Below are 19,026 nucleotides of genomic sequence, written 5' to 3' on the forward strand. Positions count from 1 at the left end.
CGCGCTCAGCCGGTGGCCGAGCCGGCGCCCCCGGTCGGCGTCCCGGCGGTGGCGCCTTCGGCGGCGCCGCCCGCGGCACCGTCGGCGCCCTCGGACGCGCCCTCGCTCGTACCCGTACCGCCGTCGCTGGAACCGGTGTCGCCGCCGTCGGTCCCCGTACCGCCGTTGCCGGAACCGTTGCTGTTGCCGTTACTGGTCCCGTTACTGCCGTTGCTGGAACCGTTACTGCTGTTGCCGCTCGTCGCCGAACCGCCGTTGGTGGTGCCCGTGCCGCCGTCCTCCGTGCCGCCCGTGTCCGGCTCGGTCGAGGGGGTCTCAGGCGCCTCGGACGTCTGGCTCGGCGTGTACGAGGGCTGCCGCGTGTTGTCCCAGGTGTTGCCGGTGCTGGTGCCGGGCAGCTCGGTGTCCTCGGTCTGTTCGGGCGTCGGCGTGGGGGATTCCTCCGTCGGGCTCGGCGAACTGGAGGTCTCGGTCGGCTGCTTCTCGTGGTTGTCGCCGCCGCTGTTCGCCGCGTTCAGCGCGATGGCCACGCCCGCGCCGATCGCGATCAGGGCGAGCACGACGAACAGCAGCACCTTGCCGCGTCCGCCGCCGCCCTGCCGGGTGCTGCCGCCGTCGTAACCGCCGTCGTCCGGGTTCATCGGCGGCAGGATCGGGGCCTGCGAGGTGTCGCCGTGCTGCGGGTAGCCCATGGCGCGGGTCGCGCCGGTCATGCCCCGGGGCGGGGTGCCGGAGCCGTCGTTGAGGACGACCGGGCCGGTGTTCCACGTACCGGTGTGGCCCCCCTGCACCTGGAGCATCTGCAAGCCGTACTGGACGAGCCCGCGCATCTCCTCGGCGCTCTGGAACCGGTCGTCCGGGTCCTTCGCCAGCGAACGCATGACGAGCCCGTCGAGCTCGGGCGGCACCACGTCGGAGATCCGCGACGGCGGGACCGGGGTGTCCTGGACGTGCTGGTACACCACGGAGAGCGGGGTCTCACCCGTGAAAGGGGGCCGCAGCGCGAGCAGTTCGTACAGCAGGCAGCCGGTGGCGTACAGGTCGGAGCGGTGGTCGACGGCCTTGCCGAGGGCCTGCTCGGGGGAGAGGTACTGCGGCGTGCCCATGACCATGCCGGTCTGCGTCATCGTGGACTGCGCGCCGTGCAGCGCGCGGGCGATGCCGAAGTCCATCACCTTGACCGCGCCGGAGTGCGTGATGATCACGTTGGCCGGCTTGATGTCGCGGTGCACGATGCCGTGCTGGTGCGAGTAGGCGAGCGCCTCCAGCACCCCGGACACGATGATCAGCGCCTGCTCCGGGGGCGGGGCCTCGGCGTTGAGCAGCAGGTCCCGGATCGTGCGGCCCTCGACCAGCTCCATCACGATGTACGGGACGGTCTGCCCGTTGACCGTGTCCTCACCGGAGTCGTACACCGCCACGACCGCATGGTGGTTGAGCCCGGCGACCGACTGCGCCTCGCGCGTGAACCGCGCCTTGGAGACCGGGTCCTCGGCGAGATCGGAGCGCAGCAGTTTCACCGCGACCGTACGTCCGAGCCGGACGTCCTCCGCCGCGAACACCTCGGCCATGCCGCCCCGGCCGAGCCGGTGGGTCAGCCGGTAGCGCCCGTCGCCGACGACCCCTCCGATGCCCCAGGATTCGGTGCCATCCGGAACTCCGCCGCCGTTTGCTTCGGGTTCGGGTGCCATCAGTCCTCGCCGTCGTATCTGTCCGCGTCCGTCCGCGCGTCCGCGGGGTCTCACGGTGTCTTGCTGCGTTCCCGGCTGCGCTGCCGGCCGCATTGCCCCGTCACGCTACAGCCTCCGTCGGACCCGCCGATTCCGAGCCGGACCGGCCATCCAATCGGCTGGCGCGCCGCCCGCGCAAATTCCATGCGGTTCCTGTAACGCTTCCGAGACGCTTCTTGTGCGTAGGGTCACGGAACGGGCACCTGGCTTGACGTGTCGTACCCCTCGGGCAGACTTGGCCAGTAATACGGATCATCGCGTGAGTCGCGCGCCGAGTTTCGCGTGGATCGCGCGCCGAGGGGGAAGCAAGTCATGAGCCACGACGGCGCACACGGTTCGCAGGGCCGCTACGCGGGCGGTTCGGTTGCCGGCGGCCGCTACCAGCTGCGTGACCTGCTCGGCGAAGGCGGGATGGCGTCCGTATACCTGGCGTACGACTCCGCGCTCGACCGCCAGGTCGCGATCAAGACCCTCCACACCGAGCTGGGCCGCGAGCAGTCCTTCCGGGAGCGCTTCCGCCGCGAGGCCCAGGCCGTCGCCAAGCTCCAGCACACCAACATCGTCTCGGTGTTCGACACCGGCGAGGACGAGCTCGGCGGCGCGCTGATGCCGTACATCGTGATGGAGTACGTCGAGGGACAGCCGCTCGGCTCCGTCCTGGCGGCGGACATCCGCTCCCAGGGCGCGATGCCGGCCGACAAGGCGCTCAAGGTCACGGCCGATGTGCTGGCCGCTCTGGACACCAGCCACGAAATGGGCCTGGTCCACCGCGACATCAAGCCGGGCAACGTGATGGTGACCAAGCGCGGCGTCGTGAAGGTCATGGACTTCGGTATCGCCCGCGCCATGCAGTCGGGCGTCACGTCGATGACGCAGACCGGCATGGTCGTCGGCACCCCGCAGTACCTCTCCCCCGAACAGGCCCTCGGCCGCGGGGTGGACGCGCGCTCCGACCTCTACTCGGTCGGCATCATGCTCTTCCAGCTGCTGACCGGCCGCCTCCCCTTCGACGCGGACTCCCCGCTCGCCATCGCGTACGCGCATGTGCAGGAGGAGCCCGTCCCCCCGTCCACGGTCAACCGCGCGCTGACCCCGGCGATGGACGCCCTCGTCGCCCGCGCGCTCAAGAAGAACCCGAACGAGCGCTTCCCGAGCGCGGCGGCGATGCAGGACGAGATCGCGCGCGTGCTGAGCGCGGGTGTGCAGACCACCGCTCCGGTGATCGTCGGGGACGGCAGCGTCCCGGCGAACAGCGGCTCGGGCGTCGGCTCGGCGGTCTTCCCGCCGGTCGACCAGTCCGCGCCCGCCCCGCAGAGCGTCCAGACGCCCTACCAGCCGGGCCCCTACCAGTCCCAGCAGCAGCCAGGACCGTACGGGCCCACGACGCCGGCCCCCGCCCCGGGACCGTCGTACGGCTACCCGCAGACGCCGGCGCCCGCCTACCGGACCGGCGCGCCCATGGTGCCGATGCAGCACCAGACGCCCCCGCCGTACACGATCTCCCCGCAGACGACGGCCACCCCTGCGGGGGGCGGCTCCAAGCGGAACATGCCGGTGATCATCGGCTCGATCGTCGTCGCGCTGGTCGCCATCGGCGGCCTGATCACGGTCATCGCGGTAACCGGCAACGACGACAAGGGCGGAACCGAGGCTTCGGCGAGCGAGTCCCCCGCCGGCGAGCACCGCGATCCGGAACGCAACCGCACGATGAAGACCGAGAAGTGCACGGACGCCATAGAGGACTCGGACGACCCGAACAAGGTCAGCGCCCCGAGCTTCCTCTACAAGGACATCCTCTCGGCACGCGCCTGCGCGGACGCGGCGGGCTGGACGATCAAGCAGATCAAGGTCCCCGGGAACGCGTACGCGGAGGACCAGATCATCGACCAGTTCCCCACGCCCGGGACGGCGGTGCCGGAGACCGGCGCCCACTTCGAACTGCGCATCGCCACGGGGGACCCCGCGTAGGGTCTGTCCGGCGGATCTCCGTGCGGCGGTCCGCGGCGTCATCCGTACGTACCACCTGAGGTGCCGGTCGTACGGTCACATGTGACGGTGGCCGCATGGCTTCGGGACGACTCTCCGCACGCTCCTCGCGGGGCGTGGCCTGCCTGGCGTTGACGGCGGCCGCGGCCCTGGGAGGCGTGACGCCGGCCTTCCCCTCCTCCTCCCCCTCGCCGTCACCCACCGCTGGAACGGCGCCCCCCGAGAGCATGCAGTCGCCGCCGCTCGCCGGTTGGTCCGCCGGGGCCGGGCGGCAGCGGCCCGGCCGGTCGCCCGCCGAGCTGGCCCGGCAGGACGCGCTGGACGAGCGGGCCGAGCGCGAGGAGCAGCCGGCGACGACGGAGCCCGCCTCCGTCCCTGCCTTCACGCCCGACCCGCGCGACTTCCCCGAGGACGCTCCGGCGGGGCGGCAGGCTCTCGACGAGGCGACCGTCCACCGGGTGCAGCAGGTGTCGCTCGGCGCGGGAATCGCCCTGGTGGGACTGGGTATCGGCTTCCTCGCCCTCCGTATGCGCCGCGCCGGCTGAGACCCGGGCCGAACCCCTGTGCACGGCCCGGGGGAAACTTGCGCTCGCCAACATACTCGGTATACATACTCAGTATGTCGATCCGCCACGGGCTTCTCGCCCTCCTGGAGCGAGGGCCGCGCTACGGCTCCCAGCTCCGCACCGAATTCGAATCGCGCACCGGCTCCACCTGGCCGCTCAACGTCGGGCAGGTGTACACGACGCTGAGCAGACTGGAGCGCGACGGCCTGGTCGTCCAGGACGCGGAGGACGACCAGGGTCACGCCCTCTACTCGATCAGCGACGCCGGGCGCACCGAGCTGCGCTCCTGGTTCGAGACGCCGGTCGACCGCAGCAGCCCGCCCCGGGACGAGCTGGCCATCAAGCTCGCCATGGCGGTCGGCGCGCCCGGCGTGGACATCAGGGCCGTCATCCAGGCCCAGCGCCACCACACCGTCAAGGCCATGCAGGACTACACCCGCCTCAAGGCGCAGTCCCTGGCCCAGGCCCCCGCCAACCGGGACGAGGTCGCCTGGCTGCTCGTCGTGGAGCAGCTGATATTCCAGGCCGAGGCCGAGGCCCGGTGGCTGGACCACTGCGAGGCCCGGCTGATCCGCCTCGCCGAGGCCGCCGCCAGGGAGCCGGAGCAGCGCACGGCCCCGGCCACCGCTTCCCGTCCCGCCGGCCGGACCCGCGCGCGCCGCTGAGCCCGCGCGCCCGGGTCCGCCCGCACGGCGGCCGCGGGCCCGTCACACCACACCGAGGCTCCACGCGGTGCCGCACGCGTCCGGCACCGCCCACAGATCCGTTCCAAGGGGGGAACCACCCGCATGTCCCTGCACGTTCCGTCGCCATCCGCACCGCCTTTGACGGTGGACACACCGGTCCTCGAACTCCGCTCCCTCATCCGCACGCACGGCACCGGCATCGCCGAGGTGCACGCGCTGCGCGGCATCAGCCTCTCGGTGCACGCCGGTGAACTCGTCGCCGTGATGGGCCCGTCCGGCTCGGGCAAGTCGACTCTGCTGACCCTCGCCGGCGGGCTCGACACCGCGAGCGGCGGCCAGGTGATCATCGAGGGCCAGGACATCTCCACGCTCGGCCGCAAGGGCATCGCCGCCCTGCGCCGCCGCAGCGTCGGCTACGTCTTCCAGGACTACAACCTGATCCCCGCCCTGACCGCCGCCGAGAACATCGCCCTGCCGCGCGAACTCGACGGGGTCTCCGTGCGCAAGGCCCGTAAGGAGGCACGGGCCGCCCTGGAGGAGATGAACCTCCTGGAGATCGCGGACCGCTTCCCCGACGAGATGTCCGGCGGCCAGCAGCAGCGCGTCGCCATCGCCCGCGCGCTGGTGGGGGACCGGCGCCTGGTGCTCGCCGACGAGCCGACCGGGGCCCTGGACTCCGAGACCGGCGAGGCCGTCCTCGCCCTGCTGCGCAACCGCTGCGACCAGGGCGCGGCCGGGGTGATGGTCACGCACGAACCGCGCTACGCGGCCTGGGCCGACCGGGTCGTCTTCCTCCGGGACGGTTCGATCGTCGACCAGACACTGACCGCAGGGGCCGACTCGCTGCTGGCCGCCGGAGGAGCCGAGTGAGCGTCTTCACGGGGTGGCGTGCCGCCCTCCGGATAGCCCGCCGCGACGCCCTGCGGGCCAAGGGCCGCAGCGCCCTGGTGGTCGCGATGATCGCGCTGCCGGTCCTCGGGGTGACGGCCGCCGACATCACGTACCGCAGTTCGGATCTGAGCGCGGCGGAGCAGCTGACGGCCCGGATCGGCGCGGCCGACGCGATGTTCAGCGACGCGGGCATGGGGCCGATCCAGCAGATGCCCGACGGCGACATGTACAGCAACGAGGCCGCCGGCGACAGCGAGATGATCGGCGAGGAAGTACCGCCGATCGACATGCGGGCGGTGTTCCCCAAGGGCGCGCGGGCGATCAGCGAGCAGTCCGTGCCCGCGAGCGTCAGGACCGCGTACGGGCTGGCCGGCACCGAGATCGTGGAGCTCAAGACCTCGGACCGGATGGCCCGGGGCAGGATCGAGCTCGTCGAGGGCGCGTTCCCGCGCGGCACGGGCGAGATGGTGGCCACGAAGCCGTTCCTGAAGTCGGCGGGCCTGCACGTCGGCTCCGACATCACGGTGACGGCCTCCGGCAAGAAGTACACGATCACCGGTGCGATCGAACTGCCCGCCGACCTGAAGGCGAAGCAGCTGTACGCCGACCCGGGCGCGGTGATCGCCCCCTGGAAGGCCATGTCCGACCGCGACAAGAAGGTGCCGGCGCCCCATCCGGGCCCGTCGCAGTGGCTCGTCGAAGGTGCGGGGGAGGCCGGAATCGTCTGGAACGACGTGATGGCGGCCAACAAGGCCGGCGCTGTCGTCGTCTCCCGGCAGGTCTTCGAGAATCCGCCGCAGGACTCCGAGATCCCACTCCTCCGGACGAACCCGCAGTACGGCTCCGGCTACTCCGAGTCCGCCGAGACCAGCGCCGCCCTCATCACCGTCGTCGCGATGGCGATCCTTGAGATCGTGCTCCTGGCCGGACCGGCGTTCGCTGTCGGTGCGCGCCGCTCCCGGCGCCAGCTGGGCCTGCTCGGCACGTGCGGCGGCGACCGGGGTCAGGTCCGTGCCGTCGTCCTCGGTGGCGGTCTCGTCCTCGGTGGTGTCGGAGCGGTCGCCGGTGTCGCGGCCGGGCTGCTGCTGACGGTGGCGTTCCGGCCGACGATCGAGAACTGGGCCGGGCACCGCTTCGGCTCCCTGTCGATGCGGCCCACCGAACTGCTGATCATCGCCGTGCTGGGCCTGGTCACCGGCCTGCTGGCGGCGCTCGCCCCGGCGATCGTGGCCGGCCGGCAGTCCGTACTGGAATCGCTCACCGGCCGGCGCGGGGTGCGCCGCAGCTCCCGCGTGCTGCCGATCACGGGCGCCTGCGTGCTCGCTGTCGGCGTCGCCGTCGCCGTCTACGGAGGCACCAGCGGCAGTTCCACGCTGGTCTCCGGCGGCTCGGTCGTCGCGGAGCTGGGCCTGCTGGCCTGCATTCCGGTGATCGTCGGGCTGCTGGGCCGGCTCGGCCGCAGGCTCCCGCTCTCGCCCCGGATGGCGCTGCGCGACGCGGCCCGCAACCGCGGCCGCACCGCTCCGGCGGTCGCCGCCGTGATGGCGGCCGTCGCAGGCTCGGTGGCCATCGCCACCTACATGTCCAGCAGCGTGGCCGAGTCCGACTACGACCACATTCCGATGCTGACCGAGGGCACGGTCGTCCTCTCGGCGTGGGACGACGAGTCCGCGGAGCAGCTGCCCGTCGCCCGTGCCGCCGTCGAGCAGAACATGGCGGTGACCGGCGGCCGTGCCGACATCTCCCGCGTCTGGGCGGGCAGCGACTGCAACGTCTACTACGACGACGACGGGGGCGGCTGCGGCACCATCGAGCTGGTCAAGCCCTCCGGCAAGGGCCACACCTGCCCGCTCAACACCAAGGGCGCCAAGGAGCTCGCCGCCCGGCTGTCCGCCGAGGAGCACCGCTCGATGATGCGGTCCCCCGCCTGTATGGACGAGTACATCTCCACGGGGTCCTTCAGCGCGGACTCCAACAACATCGTCGTGGGCGACGCGTCCCTGCTCGCCACGTACGTGAAGCTCGACGACCCGGCCGCCGCCGCTGCCCTGAAGGCCGGCACGCCCGTCCTGCTCAACGAGGCGTACGCGGAGAACGGCGAGGTCACCCTCAAGTCCGTCCACACGTACCACGACAAGGACAAGAAGAACCGCAAGCTGCACCCCGGCCCGGCCCGCAAGTCCACGGACCGGCTGAAGGTGTACGTGGCAGAGGCCGAGTACGCCGCCACGCCCGGCATCCGCATGATCCTCCCGCAGCGGACCGCGGAGCGCCTCGGCCTGCACACCCAGCAGGCGGGCACGGTGTACGCCGTCAGCCACACGCCCACGGACGCCGAGGACCAGCGCGTCTCGGCCGCCATCGACCAGGCCGGCGGCGGGGTCTGGGTGCAGTCCGACCAGGAGTCCCGAGACCGGGACAGCATCATCCTGCTGATCCTCACCCTGTTCGCCGGAGTGGTGACGGTGGGCGCGGCCGCGATCACCACGGGTCTCGCCAAGGCCGACGCCGAAGCCGACCTGACCACGCTCAGCGCGGTGGGCGCGCCCCCGCGGGTGCGACGGGCCCTCTCCGGCTTCCAGTGCCTGGTGGTGGCGCTCACCGGGGTGCTGCTCGGGACGGCCGCGGGTCTGGTGCCCGCGGTGGCGCTGCGCCTGGTCGACCTGCGCCAGGCGATGGAGCAGATGCGGCTCCAGCCCATGGAGTCCGCGTACACGCCGATCGTGCTGCCCTGGGCGACCATCGGCCTGCTGGCCGTGGCGGTCCCGCTGCTCGCGGGCGTACTCGCGGCGGCGCTCACCCGCTCGCGGCTGACCCTGGCACGGCGGGCCGGCTGAACCGCTGGACTGTTCCGGTGCCCCTGGGAAGGGTGGATCTTCCGTTCCCGGGGGCACCACAGTGGTGAACGCCGTGTGTGCGCGACAATGGGCGACATGGAGATGCCGAGGAATGAACGGTCGCAGGAGCACCCCCAGGTCCTCGTGGTGGGCCAGGACGGAATGGCGATCGGCGGCGGTGGCACTGACGACGAGTCGCGGGAGGTCCCGGTGACGGAGATGGTCGAACAGCCCGCGAAGGTCATGCGCATCGGCAGCATGATCAAGCAGCTCCTGGAGGAGGTCAGGGCGGCTCCTCTCGACGAGGCGAGCCGAGTCCGTCTCAAGGAGATCCACGCCGGTTCGGTCAAGGAGCTGGAGGACGGCCTCGCGCCGGAGCTGGTGGAGGAACTGGAGCGGCTTTCGCTTCCGTTCACCGAGGACTCGGTCCCCTCCGAGGCGGAGCTGCGGATCGCCCAGGCCCAGCTGGTGGGCTGGCTGGAGGGCCTGTTCCACGGCATCCAGACCGCCTTGTTCGCCCAGCAGATGGCGGCCCGCGCCCAGCTGGAGCAGATGCGCCGTGCCCTGCCGCCGGGCAGCGGGCACGAGGAGGAGGACGGCGGCGCCGACCCCCACGGCCCGCTCCGCTCGGGGCCGTACCTGTAGCCGCGCACTGTCCGATCGACCATGCGAGAGGCCCGGCACACACCGTGTGCCGGGCCTCTGGCCTTCTCGGATCAGGCGGCGGTGGGCGGCTTGAGCAGGACCTTGCCGATGTGCGCGCTGGACTCCATGACCCGGTGCCCTTCCGCCGCGTCCCGCATCGGCACCGTGCGGTCGATCACCGGCTTCACGACGCCCTCGGCGATGAGCGGCCAGACGTGCTCGCGCACCGCCGCGACGATCGCCGCCTTCTCGGCGAGCGGGCGCCCGCGCAGCGAGGTCGCGGTGACGGCCGCCCGCTTGGTCAGCAGCGCGCCGAGGTTCAGCTCGCCCTTGGCGCCGCCCTGGAGCCCGATGATCGCCAGCCGGCCGTTGACGGCGAGCGCCTGCACGTTCCGGTCGAGGTACTTCGCGCCGATGATGTCGAGGATGACGTCCGCGCCGGCCCCGTCCGTGGCCTTGCGGATCTCCTCGACGAAGTCCTGTTCGCGGTAGTCGATCAGGATGTCCGCGCCCAGCTCCGCGCAGCGTGCCAGCTTCTCGGGCCCGCCGGCCGTCACCGCGACCCGTGCGCCGACCGCCTTGGCGAGCTGGATCGCCATCGTGCCGATGCCGCTGGAGCCGCCGTGCACCAACAGGGTCTCGGCAGGCCGCAGATGGGCCACCATGAACACGTTGGACCAGACCGTCGCCGTCACCTCGGGCAGCGCCGCCGCCGATGCGAGGTCCAGCCCTTCGGGTACGGGGAGCAGCTGCCCCGCCGGAACGGCGACCTTCTCCGCGTAACCGCCGCCCGCCAGGAGCGCGCACACCTCGTCGCCGACGGCCCAGCCGGTGACGCCCGGCCCGAGGGCCGACACCCGGCCGGCGCACTCCAGGCCCGGGTAGGGGGAGGCGCCGGGCGGCGGGTTGTAGAAGCCCTGCCGCTGGAGCACGTCGGCCCGGTTGACCGCGCTGGACACGACATCGACGAGGACCTCGCCGTCGCCGGGAACGGGATCGGGCACCTCGGCCCACACGAGCGCCTCGGGGCCACCGGGTTCGGGGATCGTGATCGCATGCATGGCCGCGAGGCTACTCCGTGACACCCCGCCCACGCCGACGCACGGGGCGCGGCGCGGGGTGGTGGCGCGGCGCGGGAGCGGGGGGCGCGGGGGCTGAGCGCGGCGCGGCGGGGACCGGGTGAGGTGCGGCGGGCCTGGGGCGTTGCCCGGGGTCAGGGGCGAGCCGGGGTGCGGGGAATGGGTGAGACGCCCGCGGGGCCGGGCGGGGCCAGGGTCGAGCCGGGGCTCGGGCTCAGCGGCGGCCCGGCCCCCGGGGGGCTCAGGGGCGCGGGAGGGGCTGGTGCAGCGGGTTGGGCGGCGGCTCGTTCGACGCACGGACGATGGTGATCAGCCGGTCCGTCAGCTGCAAGGGGCTGGCCGCCGGATCGTCGTAACCGAGCAGCCGGTGCCCGCGCAGGACGTTGACCACGAGGTCGTCGGTCTCCCGCACGTTCTTGCCCACCTCGGCCTTTATGACCGGGCGTTCCACGAGGTCGAGCCCGCTGCCCTGCTGGATGAGGTCCTCCATCACCGTGCCCGCACTGGGGCTGAGCACCGAGAGCCCGAGTAGCCGGCCCGCCGCACTGGCACTGGTGATGACGGCGTCCGCACCGGACTGCCGCAGCAGCGGCGCGTTCTCCTCCTCGCGCACCGCGGCCACGATCTTCGCTCCGCGGTTGAGCTGGCGGGCGGTCAGCGCGACCAGGACGGCGGTGTCGTCGCGCTGGGTGGCGATGATGATCTGACGCGCCTTCTGGAGCTCGGCACGGCGCAGCACATCGCTGCGCGTCGCGTCCCCGAGAACGCCGGTGAACCCCTCGGCGTTGGCGATCTCGATCACCTTGGACGCCGGGTCGACTACGACGATCTGTTCCTTGCTCAGCCCGGTGGCGCACAGGGTCTGGATGGCCGAGCGACCCTTCGTGCCGAAGCCGACAACGACAGTGTGGTCACGCAAGTTGGTTCTCCAACGCTTCAGCCGGAAGTCCTCCCGGGTCCGCTCCGTGAGGACCTCAAGAGTGGTGCCGACCAGGATGATGAGGAAGAGCACGCGCAGCGGTGTCACGAGCACCACATTGGTGAGCCGTGCGCCGTCGCTGTACGGAGTGATGTCGCCGTACCCGGTGGTGGAGAGGGTGACGGTCGCGTAGTACACCGCGTCCAGCAGATCGACCTTGCCGTCGGCCGCGTCGTGGTAGCCGCTGCGGTCGACCCAGACGATGAACACGGTGACGGCCAGCACGACCAGAGCCATCATCAGCCGCTTGGCCACCTGGCGCGCCGGTCCGTCCACGACCCGGCGCGGAAGCATCACCCGAGTGGGGACGACCTGTTCGTCGGCCCGCCTGGCCATCGCGTCATGGCCGGGAAGTTTCACGTGAAACACCCTTCAGTCCACGGCACCGCCGAGGCCCACGGTAGGTCGAGGATCTCCACCTCGGTGCCGGACCGTACCCCGCCCGGCTCCACGACGGCCAACCCGTCCGCGGCGGCAATCCCGCGCAGCATGGCGGGACCGTTGTAATGCAGTGGTACGACGTGCTCCTGCCCGCCTGCGGTTCCGGGTTCTCCGGCCGCCCGATGGACCACGGGCACCAGCCGGGTGTCGTGTGGATGCCCGTGCACATCGTCTCGTACGGCCACCCGGTAGGGCTCGTCGGGGGTACGCCCGGCCAGTCCGGCAAGAAGCGGCCCGGCCAGGGTGAGCAGCCCGGAGACGGCGGCCAGGGGGTTGCCGGGCAGCCCGACGAGACAGGGCCCGCCGGGGGAGAGCCTGGCCAGCAGCATGGGGTGGCCGGGGCGCACGGCGACCCCGTCGACCAGCAGTTCGGCGCCGATCCGGGCGAGGACGCGGTGGACGTGGTCGACGGGGCCGGCAGCGGTGCCGCCCGTCGTGATGATCAGGTCCGCCCCGGAGTCGGTGAGCGCCTGCCGCAGGGCCTCCGCGTCGTCGCCGAGGCGGCGCGGTGCGGAGACCTGGGCCCCCAGCGCGCGCACCCAGGGGCCGATCATGGGTCCGAGCGCGTCGCGGATCAGCCCGTCGTGGGGAAGCCCCTCGGTCAGCAGCTCATCGCCGAGGACCAGAACGTCGACGCGCGGCCGGGGGCGGACGGGCAGCTCGTCGTACCCGGCGGCCGCGGCCAGCCCGAGGACGGCGGGGGTCACCACCGTCGCGACGGGGAGCAGATGCTCGCCCGACCGGCACTCCTGACCGCGCGGCCGGATGTCCTGCCCCTGGCTCACGGGGCGCTGCGCGTACAGCAGCCCCTTGGCCTCGTCGGCGTGGGCGTGCTCGCTGCGGACGACGGCGGTCGCCTCCGCCGGGATACGGGCACCCGTGGCGATGCGCACGGCGTCCCCGTCGGGCAGCGGGTCGCGGGCGGTGTGCCCGGCGAGGATGCCGTCGTCCGCCCGGATGCTCCACGGCCCCGGCCCGGCGACGGCCCAGCCGTCCATGGCCGAGGTGTCGAACGACGGCAGATCGGTGAGCGCCACGAGCGGCTCGGCCAGCACGTACCCGAGGGCGCGATCAAGCCCCACCCACTCGGTGCGCCCCCGCCCCACCCTCCCCACCCGCCCGGCGACAACCCGCGCCTCCCCCCAGGAGAGCCCCCTGCCTGATGGGGCACTCTGCGAACCAGCACGCGACCCGGCCCCCGCCGGGTCGGGGTCTCGGGGGGCGGAACGGTGATCGGGGGCGGGGTCGGGGCGCTGGTTGCTATGGGGAGCGGGAGCGGCGACGGGCCGGTGACTCACCCGCCCGGCGGACGACCCTGCGGACGTCCCAGCGTCCCGGCTGCCGGACTGCCCGGCGGACGGGTCACCCGGACGAGCACCCGACGGCTCGCTCGGCCTGGCAACGCCGCCGACGCCGGACGAGGCCCCGGGCTGTGCGGCGGGCCGATCGGCAGGGCGGCCGGCGGACCGATCGCCGGGCAGCCCGCCGGACAGGTCACTCGACCGGTCACCCGCCAAGGCGGCGCCACTCATGCCGGGCAAGCCCCCAGCCTGCGCGGCGGACCGGTCAACGGGCAGGCCACTCGCCTCGTTGGCGACGCCCACATCAGACGAGCCCCCAGGCTCCCCGGCAGCCCCGTCCCACGACTGCGCGACGCCCCGACCGACGGACGACCGGCCGACGGACGACCGGCCAACGGCTCGGTCAATGGACTGGTCAACGGCTCGGTCAACGGCTCGGTCAACGGCTCGACCGCTGGACAACCCAATGGGCAGATCGCTCGGCCGCTCCGGCCGCTCCCTCGCCGCGTCAGCCGCCCCCACGCCAGGCAAGCCCCCAGGCTCTCCGGCAGACCCGTCCCATGCGTCGGTGTCGGGCCGGTCGCTGGACTGCCCGTCCGCCCGACCACCTGCCTCACCGAGAGCGGACCGGCCGTCCGACAGCACGGAGGCCGAATCGTTCAGCTGCCCGGCGGGCGGTCCGCTCGGCTGCCCGGCGGGCGGTCCGCTCGGCCAGTCACTTTGCAACCCGGAGAGCCAATCGTCCGGCTCCTCCAAGCCCCCGTCACCCGTCCGCCCAACAGGCAGGCCCGGCTCCCCGACACCCCGCCCACCCGGCCGTCCAACGAGCCGATCCGACTCCCCAGCACCCGGACCACCCGTCCGCCCAACAGGCAGACCCGGCTCCCCCACGCCCCGATCCGGCCGGCCGACAGGCCATTCCCGCTGCCCAACGGCCCGCTCCGGCCGCTCGACGGGCTCGGTTTCCCGAGGCGGCGTCTGCCGGCCCACGAGGGCCAGGGCCTGGGCGACGGCCCACTCCTCGTCGGCCCTCGCCTCGGCCTCGGCCGCGGCACGCCTCTCCGCAGCGGCACGCCGCTCGTCGCCGGCGGTACGGCGCCCAGCAGCGGCGGCACGCCCACCGGAGACGGGTTCACCCCCAGCGGCCCCAGCGGCCCCGGAGGCCCCGGAAGCACCGGAAGCACCGGAAGCACCGGAAGCACCGGAAGCACCGGAAGCACCGGGGCCCGCGGCTGCGGGGCTCCCCACCGGACCCGGCCCCCCGGAAGCACCGGCGCCTCCGGCGCCCCCCGCGCCCCCCGAACCGCCGCTGCGGCCCGTCACGGCGACCCGGTCTCGTCCGCCCACCGAAGTGCCAGCGCCGCCGCCTTGCGCGCGGCCTCCGCCACCGCCTCGGGCCCGCCGCCGTCGCCGCTCGCCTTCCCTGCCGCGTAGCCGACGAGGAAGGTCGTCAGGGGCGCGGCAGGCCGGGCGACGCCATGCGCGGCGTCACGGGCGAGGTCGAGCAGAAGGCCGGTGTCGACGTCGAGGTCGATGCCGAGTTCATCCTTGACTGCGGTGATCCATTCATCCAGCACGGTCCCATGTTCTCTGATCCGGGCCCGTGCCGAAGCGATGTCCTCCCAGGTGTCGCAGTCGAACGAGGCGAGCGGCCCCGCGGGCACCCGGCAGAGCGTCAGCTCATGCGTGAGCAGGCGCAGCGGCAGCCCCGCCAGACCACCGTGCTCGGCGGCGAGCAGCGCCAGTTCGCGGCGCAACGGCTCCGCCCGGTAGACGGCGACCAGCGGCTGGTCGCGCCCGTCCTCGTCGGTGCAGAGGGCGCCGTCCACACCGATCCCCGGAGCGGAGGCCGCCGCCAGCAGCGCACGGACCGTATCGGCGCCCAGGAACGGCAGATCGGCGGAGAGCACGACAACGTGCTGTGCCGACGTATGCCGCGCCCCGGCACCGAGCGCCGCCAACGGCCCTCCGCCGTGCGGTTCTTCGCGCGCCCAGGTCACCGCGCGCACCGTGGGCCGCCGGCCCCCCACCACCACGGTGGACCCGGCGTCGGCACAGGCGGCGAGCACACGGTCGAGCAGCGCCCGGCCACCGACCCGCAACCCCGGTTTGTCGGCGCCGCCCAGCCGCTTGGCGGCTCCTCCGGCGAGAACGATGGCGTCGTAGGCGGTCATGCCCCGAGTATGCGGGCCCTGCCGCACCGGGGCCCCGGCAGGTGCCGGGACCGCGGCCTCACCGCACCACCACTCCCGTCGGCCCCGTCGGCCCCGCGTCTACAGACTGCGCAGGAGCAACGCGGGCTGTTCCACGCAGTCGGCCACATGACGCAGGAAGCCCCCGGCGGTGCCGCCGTCGCAGACCCGGTGGTCGAAGGTCAGTGACAGCTGCACGACCTGACGCACCGCGAGCTGCCCCTCGTACACCCACGGCTTGGGGACGATGCGGCCGACGCCCAGCATCGCCGCCTCCGGGTGGTTGATGATCGGCGTCGATCCGTCGACCCCGAACACCCCGTAGTTGTTCAGCGTGAACGTGCCACCGGTCAGCTCCGCCGGCTTCAGCGTCCCCGTCCTGGCCGCTTCGGTCAGCCGGGCGATCTCCGCACCGATCGATTCCGTGCTGCGCGCGTGGGCGTCGCGGACGACCGGGACGACCAGGCCCCGCTCGGTCTGGGCCGCGAACCCGAGGTGCACCTGCGGCAGCCGGACGATCTCGCGCGCCTCCTGGTCCACCGTGGAGTTGAGCTCGGGGTACCGGGCCAAAGCCGCCGTGCAGATCCGGGCGAGCAGCGCGAGCACCGACACCTTGGGCCCGTCGGCGCTGTTCATCGCGGCCCGTGCGGCCATCAGCTCGGTCGCGTCGGCATCGACCCAGCATGTGGCGTCGGGGATCTCCCGCCGGCTGCGGCTCAGCTTGTCGGCGACCGCGCCACGCACCCCGCGCAGTGGAATCCGCTCGCCGGCGGCACGTACGGGCGCCTCGTCCGGCACCGCGGGTGCCGCGGCCGGTGCCTCGGCGGCGGACCGGATGGCGGACTCGACGTCGGCCCGCAGGATCAGTCCGTCTGGGCCCGAGCCGGCAAGCCGGCGCAGATCCAGGTCGTGCTGGCGCGCGAGCCTGCGCACCAGCGGCGACACGACCGCGACCGGCCCCGTCCCCCGTCCGGAGGCAGCGGCCGAGGCGGCGGGGGAGACAGGGGAGGCGGGGACCGCGACCACCCGCGCGGCAGGCGCCGCCCCGGTTGCCTTCAGCCCATCCGGCCGCACCCGCCGACGACGTACGGGCGGCGCCCCGGTCCCGTATCCCACCAGCACATTCCCGGATCCGGAATCCGCCGCAGCGGGCTCCGCCTCAGCCGTCCCGGCCCCGGAATCGCTCTTGCCGGAAGCCTCCGCGGACGACCCGACCGCCACGGTGAGCAGCGGCGCCCCGACCGGAAGCTCCGTGCCCTCGTCGCCGAACCGGGCGGTCACCACGCCCCCGTACGGGCACGGCACCTCCACCATCGCCTTGGCCGTCTCGACCTCGACCACCGGCTGGTCGATGTCGACGACGTCCCCGACCTCCACCAGCCAGCGCACGATCTCGGCCTCGGTCAGCCCCTCACCGAGGTCCGGCAATTTGAACTCAAGGACCTGAGCCATCAGTTGCTCGCCTCCCACTGGAGCCGTGCGACGGCGTCGAGAACCCGGTCCACACCGGGGAGGTGGTGGCGCTCCTGCATCGGCGGCGGATACGGGATGTCGAATCCGGCGACGCGCAGCACCGGCGCCTCCAGGTGGTGGAAACACCGTTCGGTGATCCGGGCCGCGATCTCGCCGCCGGGGCCCCCGAAGCCGGTGGACTCGTGGACGACGACCGCGCGCCCCGTACGGCGCACCGAAGCCGCGACGGTCTCGTCGTCGAACGGCACCAGCGACCGCAGATCCACGACTTCGAGGTCCCAGCCTTCCTCGACGGCGCCCTCGGCCGCCTCCATGCAGACCGGCAGGGACGGCCCGTACGTGATCAGCGTGGCGCTGCGGCCGGGGCGGCGCACGACGGCCCGGCCGATGGGCTCCACGGCGGCGGGCTCCTGCGGCGACCAGTCGGCCTTCGACCAGTACAGACGCTTCGGCTCCAGGAAGACCACCGGGTCGTCCGAGGCGATCGAGGCCCGCAGCAGCCCGTACGCGTCCCCGACCGTGGCCGGCGTCACGACATGGAGACCGGGGGTCGCCATGTAGTACGCCTCCGAGGAATCGCTGTGGTGCTCGACGCCCCCGATGCCGCCGCCGTAGGGCACCCGGACGGTGATCGGCAGCGGCATCGCGCCCCCGGTCCGGTTCCGCATCTTGGCGACATGGCTGATGAGCTGCTCGAACGCCGGATAGGCGAACGCGTCGAACTGCATCTCGACCACGGGCCGCAGCCCGTACATCGCCATGCCGACCGCCGCCCCGAGGATGCCCGCCTCGGCCAGCGGAGTGTCCGTGCAGCGCTCGTCGCCGAACTCCTTCGCCAGACCGTCGGTGATCCGGAAGACCCCGCCGAGCGTCCCGACGTCCTCACCCAGGACGTGCACCGAGGGGTCATCGGCCATCGAGTCGCGCAGCGCGCGTCCCAGGGCCTGCGCCATCGTGGCGGGCTTGGCCTTCGCCGTCCGCTCCCCGGCCGTCGCCGCTGCCGTGGTCATCGGGCCGCTCCCCCGTCGTCCGTACCGTGCTGGTCGTGCTCCGCGTCCAGCTCACCGCGCAGGCGGTCGGCCTGCTCGCGCAACTGAGCCGTCTGCTCCGCGTACACATGGGTGAAGAGGTCCATCGGGTCGAGCACAGGATCCGCGTTCATCCGCTCGCGCAGCCCCGCGGCCATCCGCTCAGCGGCCACCCGCTCCTCCTCGATGCCGTCGTCGTCGAGCAGCCCGCGCCCGGTCAGCTCACGCTCCAACAGCCGCACCGGATCGTGGGCCCGCCAGGTCTCGACCTCGCTGTCACCGCGGTAGCGGGTCGCGTCGTCGGCGTTCGTATGGGCGTCCATGCGGTACGTCACGGCCTCGACCAGCGTCGGTCCGCCACCGGCCCTGGCCCGCTCGACCGCCTCGGAGAGCACCTGGTGCATGGCGGCCGCGTCGTTCCCGTCGACGAGCCGTCCGGGCATTCCGTACCCCACGGCCTTGTGCGCCAAAGACGGGGCCGCGGTCTGCTTGGCCAGGGGTACGGAGATGGCGAAGCCGTTGTTCTGTACGAGGAAGACGACCGGGGCCCGCCAGACGGCCGCGAAATTCAGCGCCTCGTGGAAATCGCCCTCGCTGGTGCCGCCGTCACCGACCATGGCGAGCGCGACCACGTCGTCACCCTTGAGCCGCGCCGCGTGGGCCAGACCCACCGCGTGCGGCAACTGGGTGGCGAGCGGGGTGCAGAGCGGGGCGATGCGGTGCTCGCGCGGGTCGTAGCCGGTGTGCCGGTCGCCCCGCAGCAGCGTCAGCGCCTCGACCGGATCCAGCCCCCGCGCCACGGCCGCGAGCGTGTCGCGGTAGCTGGGGAAGAGCCAGTCCCGCTCCTCCAGCACCAGGGCCGCCGCGATCTCGCACGCCTCCTGGCCCGTGCTCGACGGATAGACCGCCAGCCTGCCCTGCTTGGTGAGGGCCGTCGCCTGGGTGTTGTACCGCCGGCCGCGCACCAGCTCGGCGTAGAGACGCCGCAGCAGCTCGGGGTCGGCTTCGGCCACGGCGTCCGTACCCAGCACCCGGTACGGCTCGGGGTCCGGGAGCAGCGGCGCGGGATCGGTGAGCGGCTTCCAGGCCGGGGGCGGCGTGGGCCGGTAGGCGGCCGCGCCGGGCAGCTCTTGGACCGTCATGACAGGCACCTCCGAGCATCGGGCTGTATCGAAATATGGCGATATATCGA

At 73.0% G+C, this 19,026-nt stretch carries 14 protein-coding genes; 6 read left to right on the plus strand and 8 right to left on the minus strand.

Annotation, left to right across the window (positions count from 1 at the left end; all coding sequences use genetic code 11):
• Window positions 1–5 precede the first annotated feature (5 nt).
• On the minus strand, window positions 6–1,691 hold the full coding sequence (locus P8A18_RS16095; RefSeq protein WP_306055355.1) for a protein kinase domain-containing protein: 1,686 nt from the start codon (window positions 1,689–1,691) through the stop codon (window positions 6–8).
• A gap of 351 nt (window positions 1,692–2,042) precedes the next feature.
• On the opposite strand from P8A18_RS16095, the gene P8A18_RS16100 reads away from it, so the two are divergent.
• The 6 genes from P8A18_RS16100 (at window position 2,043) to P8A18_RS16125 (ending at window position 9,341) form a co-directional block, all read left to right on the plus strand.
• Window positions 2,043–3,698, plus strand: a complete 1,656-nt coding sequence (locus P8A18_RS16100; protein ID WP_306055357.1) for a protein kinase domain-containing protein — start codon at window positions 2,043–2,045, stop codon at window positions 3,696–3,698.
• A gap of 95 nt (window positions 3,699–3,793) precedes the next feature.
• A complete protein-coding gene (locus P8A18_RS16105; RefSeq protein ID WP_306055359.1) occupies window positions 3,794–4,261 on the plus strand; it encodes a hypothetical protein in 468 nt (155 codons plus the stop codon).
• A gap of 74 nt (window positions 4,262–4,335) precedes the next feature.
• The gene (locus P8A18_RS16110) at window positions 4,336–4,947 is read left to right on the plus strand and encodes a PadR family transcriptional regulator (RefSeq protein ID WP_306055361.1); all 612 of its coding nucleotides are present in this window, start codon (window positions 4,336–4,338) and stop codon (window positions 4,945–4,947) included.
• 123 nt (window positions 4,948–5,070) lie between these two features.
• Window positions 5,071–5,838 (plus strand): ABC transporter ATP-binding protein, encoded by a 768-nt coding sequence (locus P8A18_RS16115; RefSeq protein ID WP_306055363.1) that lies wholly within the window; start codon window positions 5,071–5,073, stop codon window positions 5,836–5,838.
• Window positions 5,835–8,696 carry an FtsX-like permease family protein gene (locus tag P8A18_RS16120; RefSeq protein ID WP_306055365.1) on the plus strand — a complete coding sequence of 954 codons (2,862 nt, stop codon included), beginning with the start codon at window positions 5,835–5,837 and terminating at the stop codon, window positions 8,694–8,696. The genes P8A18_RS16115 and P8A18_RS16120 overlap by 4 nt, the downstream gene beginning before the upstream one ends.
• 96 nt (window positions 8,697–8,792) lie before the next feature.
• Window positions 8,793–9,341, plus strand: coding sequence for a bacterial proteasome activator family protein (locus P8A18_RS16125; RefSeq protein ID WP_026250024.1), 549 nt, complete (start codon window positions 8,793–8,795; stop codon window positions 9,339–9,341).
• A 71-nt stretch (window positions 9,342–9,412) separates the two neighbouring features.
• On the opposite strand, the gene P8A18_RS16130 is transcribed toward P8A18_RS16125, so the two are convergent.
• The 7 genes from P8A18_RS16130 to pdhA all read right to left on the minus strand — a co-directional run bounded on the left by P8A18_RS16130 (window position 9,413) and on the right by pdhA (window position 18,976).
• The gene (locus tag P8A18_RS16130) at window positions 9,413–10,402 is read right to left on the minus strand and encodes an NAD(P)H-quinone oxidoreductase (protein ID WP_018553828.1); all 990 of its coding nucleotides are present in this window, start codon (window positions 10,400–10,402) and stop codon (window positions 9,413–9,415) included.
• 259 nt (window positions 10,403–10,661) lie between these two features.
• Window positions 10,662–11,735 carry a potassium channel family protein gene (locus P8A18_RS16135; protein ID WP_306060940.1) on the minus strand — a complete coding sequence of 358 codons (1,074 nt, stop codon included), beginning with the start codon at window positions 11,733–11,735 and terminating at the stop codon, window positions 10,662–10,664.
• A gap of 20 nt (window positions 11,736–11,755) precedes the next feature.
• On the minus strand, window positions 11,756–13,372 hold the full coding sequence (locus P8A18_RS16140) for a molybdopterin molybdotransferase MoeA (protein WP_306060942.1): 1,617 nt from the start codon (window positions 13,370–13,372) through the stop codon (window positions 11,756–11,758).
• 1,088 nt (window positions 13,373–14,460) lie between these two features.
• A complete protein-coding gene (locus P8A18_RS16145; RefSeq protein ID WP_306055369.1) occupies window positions 14,461–15,315 on the minus strand; it encodes a DUF6457 domain-containing protein in 855 nt (284 codons plus the stop codon).
• A 99-nt stretch (window positions 15,316–15,414) separates the two neighbouring features.
• Window positions 15,415–16,785, minus strand: a complete 1,371-nt coding sequence (locus P8A18_RS16150; protein WP_306055371.1) for a dihydrolipoamide acetyltransferase family protein — start codon at window positions 16,783–16,785, stop codon at window positions 15,415–15,417.
• Entirely contained in the window at window positions 16,785–17,816 is a 1,032-nt protein-coding gene (locus tag P8A18_RS16155) for an alpha-ketoacid dehydrogenase subunit beta (RefSeq protein ID WP_306055373.1), read from the minus strand. The genes P8A18_RS16150 and P8A18_RS16155 overlap by 1 nt, the downstream gene beginning before the upstream one ends.
• Entirely contained in the window at window positions 17,813–18,976 is a 1,164-nt protein-coding gene (pdhA, locus tag P8A18_RS16160; RefSeq protein WP_306055375.1) for a pyruvate dehydrogenase (acetyl-transferring) E1 component subunit alpha, read from the minus strand. The genes P8A18_RS16155 and pdhA overlap by 4 nt, the downstream gene beginning before the upstream one ends.
• Window positions 18,977–19,026 lie beyond the last annotated feature (50 nt).

The organism is Streptomyces sp. Mut1 (genome assembly GCF_030719295.1).
In the GTDB taxonomy this organism is placed as follows: domain Bacteria; phylum Actinomycetota; class Actinomycetes; order Streptomycetales; family Streptomycetaceae; genus Streptomyces; species Streptomyces castrisilvae.

Bases quoted from the DNA above. Each gene is read 5' to 3' on its own strand.
- P8A18_RS16095 (WP_306055355.1), bottom strand. From the start codon at position 1,691: ATGGCACCCGAACCCGAAGCAAACGGCGGCGGAGTTCCGGATGGCACC.
- P8A18_RS16100 (WP_306055357.1), top strand. From the start codon at position 2,043: ATGAGCCACGACGGCGCACACGGTTCGCAGGGCCGCTACGCGGGCGGT.
- P8A18_RS16105 (WP_306055359.1), top strand. From the start codon at position 3,794: ATGGCTTCGGGACGACTCTCCGCACGCTCCTCGCGGGGCGTGGCCTGC.
- P8A18_RS16110 (WP_306055361.1), top strand. From the start codon at position 4,336: ATGTCGATCCGCCACGGGCTTCTCGCCCTCCTGGAGCGAGGGCCGCGC.
- P8A18_RS16115 (WP_306055363.1), top strand. From the start codon at position 5,071: ATGTCCCTGCACGTTCCGTCGCCATCCGCACCGCCTTTGACGGTGGAC.
- P8A18_RS16125 (WP_026250024.1), top strand. From the start codon at position 8,793: ATGGAGATGCCGAGGAATGAACGGTCGCAGGAGCACCCCCAGGTCCTC.
- P8A18_RS16130 (WP_018553828.1), bottom strand. From the start codon at position 10,402: ATGCATGCGATCACGATCCCCGAACCCGGTGGCCCCGAGGCGCTCGTG.
- P8A18_RS16135 (WP_306060940.1), bottom strand. From the start codon at position 11,735: ATGGCCAGGCGGGCCGACGAACAGGTCGTCCCCACTCGGGTGATGCTT.
- P8A18_RS16140 (WP_306060942.1), bottom strand. From the start codon at position 13,372: ATGAGTGGCGCCGCCTTGGCGGGTGACCGGTCGAGTGACCTGTCCGGC.
- P8A18_RS16145 (WP_306055369.1), bottom strand. From the start codon at position 15,315: ATGACCGCCTACGACGCCATCGTTCTCGCCGGAGGAGCCGCCAAGCGG.
- P8A18_RS16150 (WP_306055371.1), bottom strand. From the start codon at position 16,785: ATGGCTCAGGTCCTTGAGTTCAAATTGCCGGACCTCGGTGAGGGGCTG.
- P8A18_RS16155 (WP_306055373.1), bottom strand. From the start codon at position 17,816: ATGACCACGGCAGCGGCGACGGCCGGGGAGCGGACGGCGAAGGCCAAG.
- pdhA (WP_306055375.1), bottom strand. From the start codon at position 18,976: ATGACGGTCCAAGAGCTGCCCGGCGCGGCCGCCTACCGGCCCACGCCG.